At 72.6% G+C, this 15,569-nt stretch carries 16 protein-coding genes; 6 read left to right on the top strand and 10 right to left on the bottom strand.

The annotated features are described in order from the left end of the window. Positions 1–148 precede the first annotated feature (148 nt). The gene (locus P3X83_RS21000; protein ID WP_277306853.1) at positions 149–1,141 is read left to right on the top strand and encodes an NAD(P)/FAD-dependent oxidoreductase; all 993 of its coding nucleotides are present in this window, start codon (positions 149–151) and stop codon (positions 1,139–1,141) included. Positions 1,142–1,177: 36 nt separating this feature from the next. Then, a complete protein-coding gene (locus tag P3X83_RS20995) occupies positions 1,178–1,516 on the top strand; it encodes a ferredoxin family protein (RefSeq protein WP_277306852.1) in 339 nt (112 codons plus the stop codon). A gap of 16 nt (positions 1,517–1,532) precedes the next feature. On the opposite strand, the gene P3X83_RS20990 is transcribed toward P3X83_RS20995, so the two are convergent. After that, positions 1,533–2,876: an NAD-dependent succinate-semialdehyde dehydrogenase gene (locus P3X83_RS20990; protein ID WP_277306851.1), complete on the bottom strand. Its 1,344-nt coding sequence runs from the start codon at positions 2,874–2,876 to the stop codon at positions 1,533–1,535. 121 nt (positions 2,877–2,997) lie between these two features. On the opposite strand from P3X83_RS20990, the gene P3X83_RS20985 reads away from it, so the two are divergent. After that, complete coding sequence (locus tag P3X83_RS20985; RefSeq protein ID WP_277306850.1) at positions 2,998–3,237, top strand: hypothetical protein; 240 nt, start codon at positions 2,998–3,000, stop codon at positions 3,235–3,237. On the opposite strand, the gene P3X83_RS20980 is transcribed toward P3X83_RS20985, so the two are convergent. Beyond that, the gene (locus P3X83_RS20980) at positions 3,191–4,552 is read right to left on the bottom strand and encodes a DHA2 family efflux MFS transporter permease subunit (RefSeq protein ID WP_277306849.1); all 1,362 of its coding nucleotides are present in this window, start codon (positions 4,550–4,552) and stop codon (positions 3,191–3,193) included. The two genes, P3X83_RS20985 and P3X83_RS20980, sit on opposite strands and share 47 nt — an antisense overlap. 62 nt (positions 4,553–4,614) lie before the next feature. On the opposite strand from P3X83_RS20980, the gene P3X83_RS20975 reads away from it, so the two are divergent. Continuing rightward, positions 4,615–5,358: a helix-turn-helix transcriptional regulator gene (locus tag P3X83_RS20975; RefSeq protein WP_277306848.1), complete on the top strand. Its 744-nt coding sequence runs from the start codon at positions 4,615–4,617 to the stop codon at positions 5,356–5,358. Positions 5,359–5,379: 21 nt separating this feature from the next. On the opposite strand, the gene P3X83_RS20970 is transcribed toward P3X83_RS20975, so the two are convergent. The 8 genes from P3X83_RS20970 to P3X83_RS20935 form a co-directional block, all read right to left on the bottom strand. Next, positions 5,380–6,504, bottom strand: coding sequence for a site-2 protease family protein (locus P3X83_RS20970; protein WP_277306847.1), 1,125 nt, complete (start codon positions 6,502–6,504; stop codon positions 5,380–5,382). A 113-nt stretch (positions 6,505–6,617) separates the two neighbouring features. Then, positions 6,618–7,268 (bottom strand): GPP34 family phosphoprotein, encoded by a 651-nt coding sequence (locus P3X83_RS20965; protein ID WP_277306846.1) that lies wholly within the window; start codon positions 7,266–7,268, stop codon positions 6,618–6,620. Next, positions 7,243–7,509 (bottom strand): hypothetical protein, encoded by a 267-nt coding sequence (locus P3X83_RS20960; protein ID WP_277306845.1) that lies wholly within the window; start codon positions 7,507–7,509, stop codon positions 7,243–7,245. The genes P3X83_RS20965 and P3X83_RS20960 overlap by 26 nt, the downstream gene beginning before the upstream one ends. Positions 7,510–7,514: 5 nt before the next feature. Beyond that, a complete protein-coding gene (locus P3X83_RS20955; protein WP_277306844.1) occupies positions 7,515–8,465 on the bottom strand; it encodes an SPFH domain-containing protein in 951 nt (316 codons plus the stop codon). 93 nt (positions 8,466–8,558) lie between these two features. Continuing rightward, complete coding sequence (locus tag P3X83_RS20950) at positions 8,559–9,959, bottom strand: alpha/beta fold hydrolase (protein WP_277306843.1); 1,401 nt, start codon at positions 9,957–9,959, stop codon at positions 8,559–8,561. Between the two features lie 94 nt (positions 9,960–10,053). Further along, entirely contained in the window at positions 10,054–10,542 is a 489-nt protein-coding gene (locus P3X83_RS20945) for a GerMN domain-containing protein (RefSeq protein WP_277306842.1), read from the bottom strand. Continuing rightward, positions 10,539–11,990: a HAMP domain-containing sensor histidine kinase gene (locus tag P3X83_RS20940; protein ID WP_277306841.1), complete on the bottom strand. Its 1,452-nt coding sequence runs from the start codon at positions 11,988–11,990 to the stop codon at positions 10,539–10,541. Before P3X83_RS20940 ends, P3X83_RS20945 begins: the two co-directional genes overlap by 4 nt. A gap of 46 nt (positions 11,991–12,036) precedes the next feature. Then, complete coding sequence (locus P3X83_RS20935; RefSeq protein ID WP_277306840.1) at positions 12,037–12,711, bottom strand: response regulator transcription factor; 675 nt, start codon at positions 12,709–12,711, stop codon at positions 12,037–12,039. Between the two features lie 190 nt (positions 12,712–12,901). Between P3X83_RS20935 and vanY-N the strand changes: the two genes are divergently transcribed. Then, a complete protein-coding gene (vanY-N, locus tag P3X83_RS20930) occupies positions 12,902–13,501 on the top strand; it encodes a D,D-peptidase/D,D-carboxypeptidase VanY-N (protein WP_277306839.1) in 600 nt (199 codons plus the stop codon). Next, a complete protein-coding gene (locus P3X83_RS20925; protein WP_277306838.1) occupies positions 13,485–15,542 on the top strand; it encodes an ATP-binding protein in 2,058 nt (685 codons plus the stop codon). The genes vanY-N and P3X83_RS20925 overlap by 17 nt, the downstream gene beginning before the upstream one ends. Positions 15,543–15,569: the final 27 nt, after the last annotated feature.

The raw sequence follows: 15,569 nt of genomic DNA, 5'->3' as shown, positions 1-15,569 counted from the left end.
GACAACCGATGCGGTTCGCCTGGTGGACCCGGACGGCGAATTCGCGCGGAAGGCGGCCATCGGTTCGTTCAGCGGCCCACGGCACACGACGTGCGGCGGAGCGGCCCCTACATTCACCCCCGTAAGGCTCAAGAGCTGGAGGCATGTGGTGAGCGCGACCAGGACCATCGATACCGACGTCGTCATCGTCGGCGCAGGTCCCACGGGCCTTTACGGCGCCTACTACGCCGGGTTCCGGGGGCTGTCGACCGTGGTCGTCGATGTGCTGCCCCAGCCGGGCGGGCAGGTGACGGCGCTCTATCCGGAGAAGGAGATCCGCGACGTCGCCGCCATTCCGGCGATCCGGGGCCGTGACTTCGTCGCCGCGCTGGTGGCCCAGGCGGCGGCCTTCGACCCCACGTACGTGCTCGGACGGCAGGCGGTGAACCTCACGCACAGCGACGGGGAGCCGGTGCTGACGCTGAGCGACGGAACGGTAGTCCGGGCCCGCGCCGTCGTCCTCACCGCCGGCATCGGCACCCCGACGCCCCGTCCGCTCCCGTGCGGGGAGGAGTGGCTCGGCCGGGGCCTGTCGTACTTCGTGGTCGATCCGCGCGTCCACGCGGGCCGGGACGTGGTGATCGTCGGCGGCGGGGACAGCGCGCTGGACTGGGCGGACGCGCTGTCGGGCAGCGCACGGTCGGTGACGCTCGTGCACCGGCGCGCGGTGTTCCGCGGGCACGCGGCGACCCTGGCGCGGGTACGCGCGGGCGCCGTCGACGTCCACACCGACTCCGAGATCGTCGCCCTGCACGGCGAACGCGAAGCGGGCCGCCTGGCGAAGGTGACCGTGCGCGCCAGGAGCGGCGACGAGACCGTGCTGCCCGCCGACCACGTCATCGCCGCCCTCGGCTTCATCAGCGACCTCGGCCCGCTGCGCGACTGGGGATTGGAGCTCGCGGGCCGTTCGGTGGCGGTGGACCGCCGCATGCGGACCAACCTGCCCCGCGTGTACGCGGCGGGCGACCTCACCGACTACGACGGGAAGGTGAGGCTGATGTCGGTCGGCTTCGGCGAGGTCGCGACCGCGATGAACCACGTCGCGGTCGATCTCGACCCCGACCTCACCCTCTTCCCCGGCCACTCCACCGACGGAGCCTGAGCCGGGTCCATCGATCGCCCCAACAGAAGGATCACCATGAGCTATGTCATCGGCGCGGGCTGCGTCGACGTCCTCGACCGTTCCTGCGTGGAGGTCTGCCCCGTCGACTGCATCTACGAGGGCGGGCGCAAGAGCTACATCAACCCCACCGAGTGCATCGACTGCGGCGCCTGCGAGGTGGAGTGCCCGGTCTCCGCGATCGTGGTCGACCGCAAGGCCAGGAAGGACCCCGACCTGCTGGTCCACCTTGAGGACTCCCGCGCGTTCTTCGCCGACGTCCTGCCCGGCCGGGCGGAGCCCCTCGGCGACCCGGGCGGCGCGCGGAAGCTCGGCCCGATCGGCGTGGACACCGCCTTCGTGGCCGGACACTCATGACGAACCCGCGCCCTCGTCAGGCGACGACGCGAATGAGCTTCTTGTTGACGAACTCCTCGATGCCGGACCGCCCCAGTTCGCGGCCGAAGCCGGAGGCCTTCACCCCGCCGAACGGGAGTTCCGCGCTGTCCGCGCCGACCCCGTTGACGAAGACCATGCCCGCCTCGATCCGCTCCGCGACCCGCTGAGCCTGGTCCGCGTCGGTCGTGAAGACGTAGGAGCCGAGGCCGTAGGGCGTGTCGTTGGCGATCCGCACGGCGTCGTCCTCGTCCGCGGCCCGGACGACGATCGCGACAGGGCCGAACAGCTCCTCGTGGTACACGTCGTGATCGGGGGTCACCCCCGTCAGCACGCCCGTCGGGAAGTGCCCGCCCTGGCGCTTTCCCGAGCTGTGGAACGTCGCGCCCTGCTCGACCGCGCGATCGACCTGCCGGCCGAGGTTCTCCGCCGCCGCGACCGACGACAGCGGCGCGCCGCTCGCGGCGGCCTGGAGACGCCGGGTGAACAGCGAGACGAAGTCGTCGTGGAGTTCGTCGGCCACGATGAAGCGCTTCGCCGCGTTGCACGCCTGGCCGGTGTTCTCCAGCCGCGCGGAGACCGCGGAGTCGACGGCGGCGGCCAGGTCGTCGGTCGAGAGCAGTACGAACGGGTCGGACCCGCCCAGTTCGAGCACCACCTTCTTCAGGTGCCGGCCGGCGATCTCCGCGACCGCCGCCCCGGCCCGTCCGGAGCCGGTCAGCGACACGCCGCGCACGCGGGGGTCGGCGATGATCTCGGCGATCTGCTCGTTCGTCGCGTAGACGTTGACGTAGGCGCCTTCGGGGAAGCCCGCGTCCCTGAAGACGCGCTCCAGCAGCGCCGCCGAGCGCGGGCACTGCGGGGCGTGCTTGAGCAGGATCGTGTTGCCGAGCGCCAGGTTCGGCGCGGCGAAGCGGGCGACCTGATAGGCCGGGTAGTTCCAGGGCATGATCCCCAGGAGCACGCCCACCGGGCTGCGGCGCACGACGGCCGAGCCGTCACCGCCGAGCAGCTTCACGGGCTCGTCCGCCAGGAAGGTCTCGGCGTTGTCCGCGTAGTAGTCGTAGATCGCGACGCAGAAGTCGATCTCGCCACGAGCGTCCTCGACCGGCTTGCCCATCTCCGCGACGATCGCGTCGGCGAGCTCCGCACGGCGCTCCCTGTGCAGTTCGCCGACGCGGCGGAGCAGGGCGACACGGTCGGCGACCGTGGTGGAGCGCGCCCACCCCGCCGAGGCGGCGGCGGCGAGGTCCACGGCGGCGGCGATCTCGGCGTCGCTCGCGGTAGGGAACGTCTCTACCAGCTCGCCGGTGGCCGGGTCTCGAACGGCGTACTCGGTCATCGGGATCACTCCTTGCTCGGTTCTGATCGGGTTCACGGTTCCCTACCAAGGGAGCGTATGCTCCTGGCCCGGACCGTCCGCCGGTGGGGCCGCCCAGGTCAGAAGAGGGTACGGGCCCGCCGTGGTCACCGTCGATCCGCGGATCCCGCTGGACCTGGTCGCGCTGATCGGCTGCGCCGCCGCGACCGGGGTGGGCGCGGTGCGCGACACCGCGCGGGTGCGGACCGGTGAGAGCATGGCGGTGGTCGGCTGCGGCGGGGTCGGCGTCAGCGCCCTGCACGCGGGCGCGCTGGCCGGCGACGGCGCGGCCGGTCTCACCGGGCAGGTGATCGAGGTCGGAGCCGGTCTCGTGTACCGCTGACCTCACCCTCGCGGGTTCGCGAGGGGAGCAGGACGGCGATGAGCACGGCCCCGAGCGCCACGCAGGCCGCGCCCGCCGTCAGCCCGCCCGAGAACCCCATGGTGGCCAGCGCGGCCACCCCGACGGCGCCGCCGATCTGCTGGACGGAGGTGAACAGGGCCGAGCCGAGACCGGCGTCCTCCGCGGTGGTGCCGTCGACCGCGGCCGCGGCCATGACCGGCAGGCTCAGGCCGTTGCCCAGGCTCAGGATGAGCAGGCCGGGCAGGACGTGGGCGGCGTAGGAGTCGCCCGCCGCCACGCCGGACAGCGTCAGCAGGCCCGCGATGTTGACCAGGAAGGCCAGGAGCAGCGCCCGGCGGGTCCCGATCCGGAGGGAGATGCGGGAGGACAGCCACATCCCCGCGAGGATGCCGGCGCCGTAGGGCAGGTAGGCGACCCCGGCCAGCAGCGGGCTGTAGCCGAGCGCGGTCTGCACCTGGATCATCAGCAGGAACGACATCGCGTACATCGCCAAGGAGAAGAGCAGGGTCGCGCCGTTGGCCACCGCCCGCGTCCGCGAGGCCAGGAACGACCGGGGCACCAGCGGCGCCGCCGTCCGCGACTCGGCGACCAGGAACGCCACCGCCAGGGCGGCGGAGAGCACGACGACGCCGATCACGATCGGATCGCCCCAGCCGGTCTCCGCGCTCCGCAGTAGCGCGTACACCAGCGCCACGGCGGTCCCGGTGACCAGCACCGCGCCGGGAACGTCGAGGCGACGCCGTCCGGGGGCACGGGACTCGGGGATCAGGCGGGGAAGCAGCACGAGCACCATGGCGACGACGGGCAGGTTGATCAGGAAGATCCCACGCCAGGACACCAGGTCGGTCAGCACCCCGGACAGCACCAGCCCCGAGGTTCCTCCCAGGGCGGCTACTCCGCCCCAGACGCCCAGCGCCCTGGCGCGCTCCTCCGGCCCCGGATACAGCAACGTGATCATCGACATCGCCGCCGGGCCGGCCATCGCGGCGCCCGCGCCCTGCACGAACCGCCCGATCACGAGCTGCCACGCCTCCTGCGCGAGCCCGCAGGCCAGGCTGGCCACCCCGAACAGCGCCATCCCGATGAGGAAGACGCGGCGGCGGCCCAGCAGGTCCGCCATCCGGCCGCACAGCAGCAGGAGCCCGCCGAAGGCCAGGAAGTAGGCGTTGACCACCCAGGGCAGCCCGGACGAGCTGAAGCCCAGCTCATCGCGGATGCTGGGCAGGGCCACGTTCACCACCGTGTCATCGAGGACGAGTATGAACTGGGCGAGACACAGGACGAACATTCGCATCCGACGACGCTATGAGCCGTCGCGGTGCGGCCACAATCCGTGATGGGGCCAGACTGTGTCGTATGGAGGACACGAAAGACGCGGGCGCGATCGTCGTCGGCCGGTTCCCGCTGGCCTCGGGCGAGTGGTTCCCGCTGCACAGCCACACGCACCACCAGCTCGCCTGGACCCGGCGGGGCGTCCTCAGCGTCGGTGTGGACGGAATGTACTGGGTCCTGCCGCCCACCAGGGCGTTGTGGCTGCCCGCAGGCGTCGCCCATGAGACCGGCGCGACCCGCGACGCGGTGCTGTGCGGCCTGTACCTGGCGCCGGAGCACTGCCCGCTGGACTGGCGGGAGCCCACGGCGGTGGGCGTCGACGGCCTGCTGGCCGAGCTGATCGGATACCTGGCCCGCACCGACCTCGCCGATGACGCGCGACGGCGTGCCGAGGCGATGGTCCCCGACCTGCTGCACCCGCTGCCCACCCGGCCCATCGACGTGCCGGAGCCCACCGACGAGCGCGTCCGGACGGTGGCCTCCGCCCTGCTGGCCGATCCGGCCGATCCGCGCGGCCTTGAGGCTCACGCTCGCGCGGCGGGCGTGAGCAGGCGGACGATGACCCGGTTGTTCGCGCGCGACACGGGCATGAGCTTCGACCACTGGCGCACCCAGGTCCGGCTGCGCGCCGCCCTGCCGCTGCTGGCCGAGGGGCGGCCGGTGTCGCGGGTGGCGCACGACGTGGGATACGCCACGTCGAGCGCGTTCCTGGCGGCGTTCCGCCGCACGGTCGGCACCACGCCCCGGCGCTACCTCTTCAACCGCTGATCGCGGCTTCCGGCACGGTGATCACGGGCCGGGCCGGTCGGCGCGAAGGAACGCCTGGCGCAGGATGCGCTCCAGGTCCGCGCCGGTCACCATGCCGACCAGCCGTCCCTCCTCGACGACGACGATCAACTGCCGGAGCGCGGGGCGCTCGATCAGCGAGGTGGCGTCGTCGTCCGGTGCGACGACCCGCATCGGACGGCGGGTGATGTCGAGCGAGTCGACCCGCGTCGCGCCCCGGCGTTCGGGGGGCACCGACGCCAGGGCGGCCAGCGAGACGACGCCGATCGGCGTACCGGCGAAGGACACGACGGGGAAGTCCGTCTGGCGGGAGTTCAGCGCGACCTGGTCGGCGAACTCCTCGACGGTCACCCACGCCGCGGCCCGCTCCGGGTCCGGGGTCATGACGTCGCGGACCGACAGGTCGCGCAGCCCGGATCTGGCCACCTTGACGGTGAGCTCCTGGCGCGCGGCCCCGATGATGAACCAGCCCAGGACCAGCAGCCACAGGCCGCCGAACCACCCCAAGGCCAGCGTGCCGAAGACCCCGATCGCGATGAGCGCCATGCCGAGCGCGCGGCCCGCCTGCTCCGCCCCGCGATCCGCCCGGCGAACGTCTCGGAACCGCCACCACAGCAGCGCGTGCAGCACGCGCCCGCCGTCCAGGGGCGCGCCCGGGAGCAGGTTGAACACGCCGAGCAGCAGGTTCATGCCGGCGAGCCACGCGACGGCGGACGCCGGCAGGGCCGGCCTGGGCAGCACGAGGTAGACGAGGAATCCCACCGCCGCGACGCCCAGGCTCGTCAGCGGACCGGCCGCGGCCACCGCCAGCTCGACCCGGGGGGTCTCGGCCTGTTCTTCCAGTTCCGTGAAGCCGCCCAGGCCCCAGAGGGTGATCGAGCCGACCTTGAGGCCGCACCGCCGGGCGACCACCGCGTGGGCCAGCTCGTGCACCAGCAGCGCGGCCATGAACAGGATTCCGGCGGCCAGGGCCACCGTCCAGTACGCGCCGGGACCGGCTCCGGGCAGGGCCCGGGGCAGTACGGCACCGCCGAGCAGCGCCACGATGAGCGCCGCCAGGCCCAGCGCCGACCAGTGCGCGAGCACCCGGACGCCGGCCACCGTTCCCAGCGGGAAAGTCCCTCTCACCCGGCCATCGTCCAGCGGCGCGCGCCCACGTCCCTAGGGGACTTGGCACCTCATTGTGAATATTTGGCGTATTCGTATTGCAGGTTCGTATCGCAGGCAGGTGTTCGCCGGTTTCAGCCGCCGCTCGCCGCCGACTTGGCCGCGTCGATGCTCTTGCGCAGCGCGGTGGTGATCGGCTCGACGGGCGCGGACAGTTGCTCGATCCGGTCCCGGTGCGGACGCGCCTCCCGCGAGGAGGGGACCACCGTCTTGAGCCGGGCCGCCACGGCCAGGGCCGCCAGGACGCGGACGTCCTCGTCCAGGTGCCCCACCGGCTGGCCGCCGCGGAGGGCCCGGCCGACGCGCTCGGCCAGCCTGCGCGACAGGTACGGCTTGCGCGGCGTGATCCGCTCGACCGGGAACAGCAGGATCCGGCGCCGTTCCACGCCGATCAGCCGGTCGGCCGCCAGCTCGTCGCGCACCACGCGGACCGCCTTGCCGTTGTCCTTCTGCACCCACCGCCGCCACGAGCGGGGCGGCGAGTTCGAGATCTGCTCCCAGATCGCGGCCCGCAGCGAGCCCGGCTCGGCGGCCGGGGGGCTGACGGCTCGCGCCCGGCCCGCGTCGTCCGCCAGGTTGCCCGCCAGCAGCAACTCGGTGAGCGTGGCCGCGCGCAGCAGGTAGCCCAGCTCGCCGCGCTGGGTCAGCTTCTCCTTCCGCAGGTCGAAGGCCAGCAGGAAGGCCGATCTGGTCAGTGACTCACCCTGCTTCACTCGCGTCTCCATCCGCCCGCTCCTCTTCTTCCAGTTCCTCTTCTTGATCCGTGTCGTCGTCCGGCGTCTTCTTCGGACGTCCGCGTGGGCGCATCCGTCCCACCCCGTCGGGCAGGCGCCCGGCCTCGGAAAGGGCCCTGCGCAGCAGGAACTCGATCTGGGAGTTCGTGCTGCGCAGTTCGTCGGAGGCCCATCTGGACAGCGCGTCGTGGACGACGGGGTCGAGCCGCAGCAGGATCTTCTTCCGTTCCACGGTGGTTACTGGTAGAGCGTGCCCGTGTTGACGACGGGCTGGGTGTCGCGGTCGCCGACCAGCACCACGAGCAGGTTGCTGACCATGGCCGCCTTGCGCTCCTCGTCCAGCTCGACCACGTCGTGCTCGGCGAGCTTGGCCAGGGCCATCTCCACCATGCCGACCGCGCCCTCGACGATCCGCTGCCGGGCCGCCACCACCGCGCCGGCCTGCTGACGGCGCAGCATCGCGTGCGCGATCTCGGGCGCGTAGGCCAGGTGGATGATGCGGGACTCGATGACCTTCACCCCGGCGGAGGCGACCCGGGCCGCGATCTCGGTAGAGAGCTGGTCGTTGATCTCGTCGGCGTTGTCGCGCAGCGACAGCCTCGGCTCGCCGTGGGAGTCGTACGGGTAGGTGCCCGCGATGTGCCGCACCGCCGTCTCCGCCTGGATGGCCACGAACTCCACGAAGTCGTCCACCTCGAAGACCGCCTGGGCGGTGTCCCGCACCTGCCAGACCACCACGGTCGCGATCTGGATCGGGTTGCCGTCGGCGTCGTTGACCTTGGTGACGTCGGTCTCGTGGTTGCGGATCCTGGTGGAGACGCGGCGGCGCAGCGTGACCGGGTTGACCCACTGGAAGCCGGGGGTGCGCAGGGTGCCGACGTACCGGCCGAGGAGCTGCACCACCCGGGCCTCGCCCGGCGCCACCGCGGTGAGGCCGAAGAACATGAGAAACCCGAGCAGGGCCATCAGGACGCTCAAGATGACCACCCACACGCCGCCCTGCCCGGCCCCCGAGGCGAGCAGGACGATTCCCCAGACGAGCAGCGCGATTCCGGCCAGCGTCAGCGCCGTCGCCACCACCAGCATCACGAAGCCGTTGGCCGCACGCACCGGGTGCTCGCTGGTGTGCGGCTCCGGCATGTCCACGACGGAGGCCTCCAGTACGGCCCCGCCCGATGTGTTCGCCATCGTCCGTCCCTTCTAAGTGACTTCAACCTGCTAGCAAATTGATATCACTTTTTCGGCGGCTGTGGAAGATGGATTTCGCGGGGCCGTCCCGGGTCAGCAGGTGACGGTCTTCGGCGGGACCTTCCCGTCGGTGAGATAGGCGTCGATGTGCCCCCGGGCGCAGGCGCTGAAGGGGTAGAGCGTGTGGCCGGGGCCGTCATGCCGGACCAGCGCGCTGCCGGGCACCTGCGCCAGCACCCCGGCGACCGCGTCGGACTCGTTCCACGCCCCCGCGCCGAGCAGCGGCGGCAGGCCCTTGGGCAGCGGCGCGGGCGGATTGGTCACCGGGACCGGCCAGCCCGCGCAGATGACGGCGATGGCCGCCAGCGTGCGCGCCGTCCCGGTGTTGGGCGCGATCGCACGGATCCTGCGGGCCGCCTCGGCCGCCTCCGCCTGGCCGCCGAACCTCGGCCAGTCCAGGCACTCGGTCACCCCGGTCGTGTGGTTCGCGTAGCGGGAACCGGCCTGCGGAACCAGCCCGGAGGCGTCGCCCCGCTCCGCCGCGCGCAGCGTTCTCGCCAGGCCGGGCCACGCGGCCGGGCCCTCCTGGGCGACACTGAGGACCAGCCACCGCAGGTCTTCCCCGTCGTAGGCCACGCCCGCCGCCTTCTTCGCGGGAACCGGCGTCCGGTCGGCCGCGGCCACCAGCGCCCGCCAGCGGCGCGGAACGTCGCGGCCCTGCCACGCGCAGTCCGCGGTCTCACGGCACCAGGTGAAGAACCGGCCGATGGTCGCCTCGGCCCGGCGGGCGCCGGCCTCGTTCTCCTCGGCCCAGTTCGCGGCGCTGTGCGACCACGTGCCGTCCAGGACCAGGGCGCGCACGTTGCCGGGGAACTTCCTGGCGTACGCCTGGGCGTAGAAGCCCGCGTAGGACGCGCCGTAGAAGTTCAGCTTCTTCTCGCCGAGCGCCTTTCTGATCGCGTCCATGTCCATGGCGTGGTCGGCGGAGCTCATGTTGGCGAACAGCTCCTTGTCCCCGTACCGGCAGGTCTCGGCGAGGCCGCGGTTGGCGTCCGACAACCGGCCGAAGTCGGCCGCGTCACGGGGGTAGGCCGGGTACGGGATCGCGGTCCACGCGCACGGCAGGGCCGTGCTCAGCCCCTGGAACTGCGCGCCGTAGCCCCGGGTGTCCCAGGTGACCACGTCCATGCGGCGGCGCAGGCTCGCCCACAGCTCCGGCCGCTCCCGGGTGATGGCGATCCCGGGCGCGCCGGGCCCGCCGTAGGCGATCAGGACCGAACCCTCGGCCCGGCCCGTGGCCGGCAGCCTGCCGAGCCTCAGAGTGATCTTCCTGCCGTCCGGCTTCGCCCGGTCCACCGGCACCTTCAGGTCGGCGCACTCCATCCCGGCCTTGTCAGGGGTACACGGCCCCCACGTCAATCCCTCGTCCCGCGCGTCGCCGGGCACGGCCGCCGTCAGCGGCATCGCCAGCGCGGCGATCATCGTTTTGACCATGGCATCACGGTCGCGCACGCACGGTCGCGGCACATCGGACCACGGTCCTCATCGCCGGGCCGCCGATCGTACCTGGGTCCGACGGCCGCCGCCGCTACTCCGGGCAGCTCCGGGGGCCGACGCTCTGCCCGGCGCCGACGACGGTGACCCGGACGGGCTCCTCCGGCGGAACGGCGGCGGCCGTGCACACGATCTGGTCGACGGCCAGCCGGGACAGCTCGTCGGCCGGAGTGGACAAGGTCACCACCAGGTGGCCGGGCTTCCTGTCCCGCACCGAGAACGGGCCGGCGTCGGGTGGGACGTCGGTGGTGAGTCCCGTCGACTTCTCCATCGTGGTGGGTCCGGCCGCCAGCAGGGCGAGCACGTCGGCCCGGAACAGCGGCGCGTCACGGGATCGCGTCACCGCGCTGAGCCGCCCGTTGTCGACGAGGTAGAGGGTGGCCTCCGTGATCGCCGCGACGGGCCCCTTCGGCGGTTCGTCGCCGCTGATGACGCCGCTGGGGCGCACACCGCAGCCCGCCACGAGCGAGACGAGCGCGACGAGGCCGGTGGCGAGCGCGCGGCGGGTGAGCCCGGTCCTCAATCGGGGCCTCCGTCCGGATCGTGTGCCCGGCGGGGCAGGCGCAGCGTGAAGACGGCGCCGCCGTCCGGGGCGTTGGCGACGGTGAGGTCGCCTCCGTGCAGGCGCGCGTTCTCCCGCGCGATGGCGAGGCCGAGGCCGCTGCCCTCGGACCTGGTCCTGGCCGCGCCGGCCTTGTAGAACCGGTCGAACACGCGCGGCAGCACCGCTTCGTCCAGCCCTGGCCCGTGGTCGCGGACCTCAACGGTGATCCACTGCGGGTCGGCGGAAAGCCGCACCGACACCGGCGGCTCACCGTGCCGCAGCGCGTTGCCGACCAGGTTCGCGAGGACGACGTCCACCCGGCGCGGGTCCAGCCGTGCCGTCACCCCGCTCGGAAGGTCGGTGTCCACCTGCTCCGGCCAGCCCCGCGTGCGCAGGGTCGCGCGCACCAGCTCGGCCACGTCGATCTCGTTCAGCGCGAGGGCCACCACGCCGGAGTCGAACCTGCTGATCTCGATGAGGTCGTTCACCAGTCCGGTGAGGTTGAGCGTCTCCCGGCTGACCAGCCTGGCGGCCCGCCCAGCGGTCTCGGGCAACTGGGCCGCCTCCTCGTCGAGGACGTCGGCGACGGCGGCGAGCGCGGCCAGCGGGGTGCGCAGTTCGTGGGACACGTCGGCCACGAAGCGGCGGGCGTCGGCCTCCATCGCGCGAAGCTGCGCGACGTGCCGTTCCAGCTCCGCGGCGGTGTCGTTGAACGTGCGCGCCACGTCGGCCAGCTCGTCGGAGCCGCGGACCGCGATCCTGGTCCGCAGGTCGCCCTCGCCGAGCAGGCGTGCCGCCCGGCCGAGCTCGCGCACCGGGCGCAGCACGCTGCGGGTGGCCAGCAGCGCGAGGACGACCGCGAACGCCAGGGCCGTCCCGCTGATGCGCCAGGCGCGTGCGGCGAGCGCGGCGATGCTGGCCTCTTCGGCGCCCAGGCTGACCGCGGTGTAGACCTCGATGCCGGACGGCCGCGTCGAGTCGCGGCGCTCGGTGATCAGCAACGGCGTGCCGATGATCAGAATGGGCCGGCCCTGCCAGATCACGCGTTGCCACGCGATGTCGCCATGGGCCACCGTGAACCGCAGTTCCCCGGGAATCGCCTCGGGGATCAGGCCGGTGGACACCCGCGCATCACCATAGAGGGCGAGCCCGGAGCTGTTCCGGTCGGTCACGATGTCGGCGATCTCGGCGAGCTTGGACTCGTCCGGCGTCGGATCCCGCAACGGGTAGAGCGTCTGCAGGCGGTCCTTCATCATTCGCACGGCGGAGTCCTGGGCCCGCACCAGTATCTCGATGCGGGCCATGTGGTACATCCCGCCGGCCACCGCCATCGCGGTGACCACGCACAGCAGCGCGAACGCGAACAGCAGCCGGGCGCGCAGTCCCACGCTCGGCCGGGACGCCATCCGCTGCTCAGCCCGGTTCACACCGGCTCACCCGTGATCACCCGCGAGCACCCGTGCTCACTCGCGTTCACACCGGGCCGAACCGGTAGCCGAATCCGCGCACCGTCTGCACATAGACGGGCGCCGCCGAGTCGTCCTCGATCTTCGCGCGCAGCCGCTGCACGCACGCGTCCACCAGGCGCGAGTCGCCGAAGTACCCGTGCTCCCACACCGACTCCAGCAACTGCTGGCGGCTGTGCACCCGGCCAGGCGTGCCGGAGAGTTCGAGCAGCAGGCGCAGCTCGGTCGGGGCGAGGCTGACCGGCTCGCCCCGGTTGGAGACCACCAGCCCGGCCCGGTCGATGGTCAGGTCACCGTGCCGCTCCAGCTCGGCCTGGTCGCGGCCGATCCGCCGGAGCACCGCGCGGATGCGCGCTTCGAGCACCCTGGGCTGCACCGGCTTGACCACATAGTCGTCGGCGCCCGCCTCCAGCCCGGCCACCACGTCCATGTCGTCGCCGCGCGCGGTCACCATGATGATCGGTGTGTCCCCGGCGGCCCGGATGCGGCGGCAGACCTCGAAGCCGTCCATGCCGGGCAACATCAGATCGAGCACGACGACGTCGGGAAGGTCCGTGCGCAGCCGCTCCAGCCCCTGCTCGCCGGACTCGACCGCGCGCACCCCGTGCCCGTGCCGGGTCAGGGCCATCTCAAGCGCCTCCCGCACGCCCGGGTCATCCTCGATCAACAACACTCGCGACACGCCGCCGAGTCTCACCACACACCCCGTCACTCGCCCGCCGGGCAACTCCATCCACTGTCGACCGGTCGTGTCCCCGCTTCGTCCGCGCCATGTCATGGTCGTGTCACGGTGGCCCCGGTGTGGGCGGTCGTCGACAACTCATGACATTCGGCGCACGATGCGCGCACATTCGGCGCCAATCGTATGCGTCATGAATGAAGCACGCATCATCCCGCCGCGACCCCGAGACCGGCTGTTCGCCGTGGTCACGCTGGTGCTCGCGGTGCTGCTGCTGCCTGTGGCGTTCGCCCGCCGTCCCGGCCATGCCCGCGAACTGGCCTGCGGCTGGGCACTGCGGATGCGCTTCCCCGCCGAGGACCTCACCGGGCTCACCGACGGCGCGATGGCGGCGTTCACCGCCGCGCGCACCGAGGCGCTGTGGCGTCACGGCCAGCTCATCGGCCTCACCTCGGGATACCGCGATCCCCATGTCCAGCAGCGGATGTTCGAGGAGGAGGTGCGCCGCTCCGGCTCCCCGGCCTCGGCGCGGATGCTCGTGTTACCGCCTGCGGAATCCCCCCATGTCAAGGGCATCGCGCTGGACGTGCGCCCGTACGAGGGCGCGCGCTGGCTGGAGGAACACGGAGCCCGTCACGACCTGTATCGCATGTACGACAACGAGTGGTGGCACTTCGAGCACCGCCCGGACAGCGGTGGCGTTCCGCCACGGCGGCGGCCCCATCCGGGGCACGCGGTCGAGGCGACGGCGGGAGGTCCGGAAAGGGGGCAAGGACATGTCATCGGCAAGTGACAACGAGCTCGGATCGCTGGGCCGGAGTCTGCGCACGGCGCGCGAGACGGCGTTCGCCGGGCGGGAGGAAGAGCTCGCGATCTTCAAAGCGGCGCTGTACGGCGGCGGCTACAGCGTCCTGTACGTGCACGGCCCGGGCGGCATAGGGAAGTCGGCCCTGCTGCGGCGGTTCGCGCACGAGGCCGAGGTGGCGGGGCGGCCGGTGTCCATGGTGGACGGGCGCGTGCTGGGGCCGGCGGTCTCCGGGGCCGAGGCCGACTGGGTGCTTCGCGACCGGGACGCCGTGCTGCTGATCGACGACCTCGATCGAGTCCGGGGCCTGGCGGAATGGCTGCGTGAGCGGTTCCTGCCCCGGGTGCAGATGGGGGCGCTGGTGGTGATCGCCGGGCGGAACCCGCCGGACATGCGGTGGCAGGCGGATCCGGGATGGGCGGGGGCCCTGCGGGTGCTGCCGCTGCGCGACCTGCGGGCCGGAGACGCGCAGGCCCTGCTGGACTCCTGCGGGGTACCGGCCGAGTCGCGCGAGCCGCTGCTGGCGTTCGCCGGTGGTCATCCGCTGGCGCTGCTGCTCGGCGCGGCCGTGGCCGTGAAGGACGGCGGGCCCGGCAGGCCGTGGACGCCGGATCAGCAGGTGGTGGCCACGTTGCTGGACGAGGTGGTGGGGGAGTCGCCTTCGGCGGCGCACCGGCGCGCCCTGGAGATCTGCGCGCACGCGTACCGGACGACCGAGGACCTGCTGCGGGCGGCGCTGCGACCGGCCGCGCCGGAGGACGCGGGGGCGTTGTTCCGGTGGCTGCGGCGGTTGCCGTTCGTGGAGTCGAGCGCGCTCGGGCTGTCTCCGCACGACGTGGCGCGGGAGGTGCTGGAGGCGGATCTGCGATGGCGGGACCCCGAGGCGTACTCGCTGACGCACGACCGCGTGCACGCGCACCTGGTGGAGCGGGTGCGCACGGCCGGCGACGCGGACGTGCTCGGCGCGGTGGCGGCACTGCTCTACCTGCACCGCGACAAGGGGGGCGAATTCCAGGAAGTCCGGGAATTCCATGAAGAGGTGCTGCGGGAGGAGGACATTCCCACCTTGCTCCGCGTGGCCAGGGCGGCGGAGGGGGCGGAGTCGGCGGCCTGTGCCGCCTTCTGGGCGGAACGTCAGCCGGAGGCGTTCCGCCTGTACCGGCGGACCGAGACCGGGGAGCCGGTGGCCTTCTCCGCGTGGCTGCGGCTGACGGAACTCGACGAGGAGGAGGTGACGGCCGATCCCGTCGTGGCCGCGACGTGGGCGCACGCGCGTGCCACCACACCGTTGCGCGCCGGTGAGCACCTGGCGGTCGGCCGGACCTGGGCGCCGCCGTCGTATCGCGGGAACCAGCAGGTGATGGACTCGATCCAGTGGCGAGTGATCGGCAACTGCCTGCGCTCCGAGCGGATGGCCTGGTCGTACATCGAGATCCGGCATCCGGACCGGGCGTGGGTGGATCGTCTGCGGCGGCACTACGGCATGCGTGACATCTCCGAGCGGCCATCACCGGGCGATGACGCGTCCGCCCTGTTCGCGCACGACTGGCGCGCGATGCCGGCGCGGGCGTGGCTGGAGCGGATGAACCGGCGGCTCGCCACGGGACCCGCGAGCGGCCCGGCAGCCACGACGGCGAAGCTGGCGGTGCTGTCCCAGACCGAGTTCGCCGAGGCGGTGCGCAAGGCGCTGCGCCAGTTGTCGCGGCTGGACGCGCTGGCCGCCTCCCCGCTGACGCGCACCAGGCTGATCGCCGAGCGGACCGGGCAGAACCCGGCCACGGCGCTGAGCGACCTGCTCCGCCAGGCCGTGGACGATCTGCGTGAGGATCCGCGCTCGGTCAAGTTCCACCGTGCGCTGTCCGTGACCTTCCTCCGTGGCACGCCCACCCGGGAACTCGCGGCGGAACGACTCGGCCTTCCCTTCACCACCTACCGCCGCCACGTGAGGTCCGGCATCGCCCGCGTCTGCGCCGACCTCTGGCACCGCGAGCTGTACGGCACCGGCGCACCGCCGTCCCGATCCTCCTGAGCCGCGCGCTTTGACACCGCCTATGGC

This window comes from Spongiactinospora sp. TRM90649 (genome assembly GCF_029382225.1).
Lineage (GTDB): Bacteria > Actinomycetota > Actinomycetes > Streptosporangiales > Streptosporangiaceae > Spongiactinospora.
The sequence above is the reverse complement of the archived record's forward strand: the minus strand, read 5'-3'. Positions and strand labels throughout refer to the sequence as shown.

Bases quoted from the DNA above. Each gene is read 5' to 3' on its own strand.
- vanY-N (WP_277306839.1), top strand. From the start codon at position 12,902: ATGAATGAAGCACGCATCATCCCGCCGCGACCCCGAGACCGGCTGTTC.
- P3X83_RS20980 (WP_277306849.1), bottom strand. From the start codon at position 4,552: ATGCGAATGTTCGTCCTGTGTCTCGCCCAGTTCATACTCGTCCTCGAT.
- P3X83_RS20990 (WP_277306851.1), bottom strand. From the start codon at position 2,876: ATGACCGAGTACGCCGTTCGAGACCCGGCCACCGGCGAGCTGGTAGAG.
- P3X83_RS20995 (WP_277306852.1), top strand. From the start codon at position 1,178: ATGAGCTATGTCATCGGCGCGGGCTGCGTCGACGTCCTCGACCGTTCC.
- P3X83_RS20965 (WP_277306846.1), bottom strand. From the start codon at position 7,268: ATGGAGACGCGAGTGAAGCAGGGTGAGTCACTGACCAGATCGGCCTTC.
- P3X83_RS20925 (WP_277306838.1), top strand. From the start codon at position 13,485: ATGTCATCGGCAAGTGACAACGAGCTCGGATCGCTGGGCCGGAGTCTG.
- P3X83_RS20955 (WP_277306844.1), bottom strand. From the start codon at position 8,465: ATGGCGAACACATCGGGCGGGGCCGTACTGGAGGCCTCCGTCGTGGAC.
- P3X83_RS20975 (WP_277306848.1), top strand. From the start codon at position 4,615: ATGGAGGACACGAAAGACGCGGGCGCGATCGTCGTCGGCCGGTTCCCG.
- P3X83_RS20950 (WP_277306843.1), bottom strand. From the start codon at position 9,959: ATGGTCAAAACGATGATCGCCGCGCTGGCGATGCCGCTGACGGCGGCC.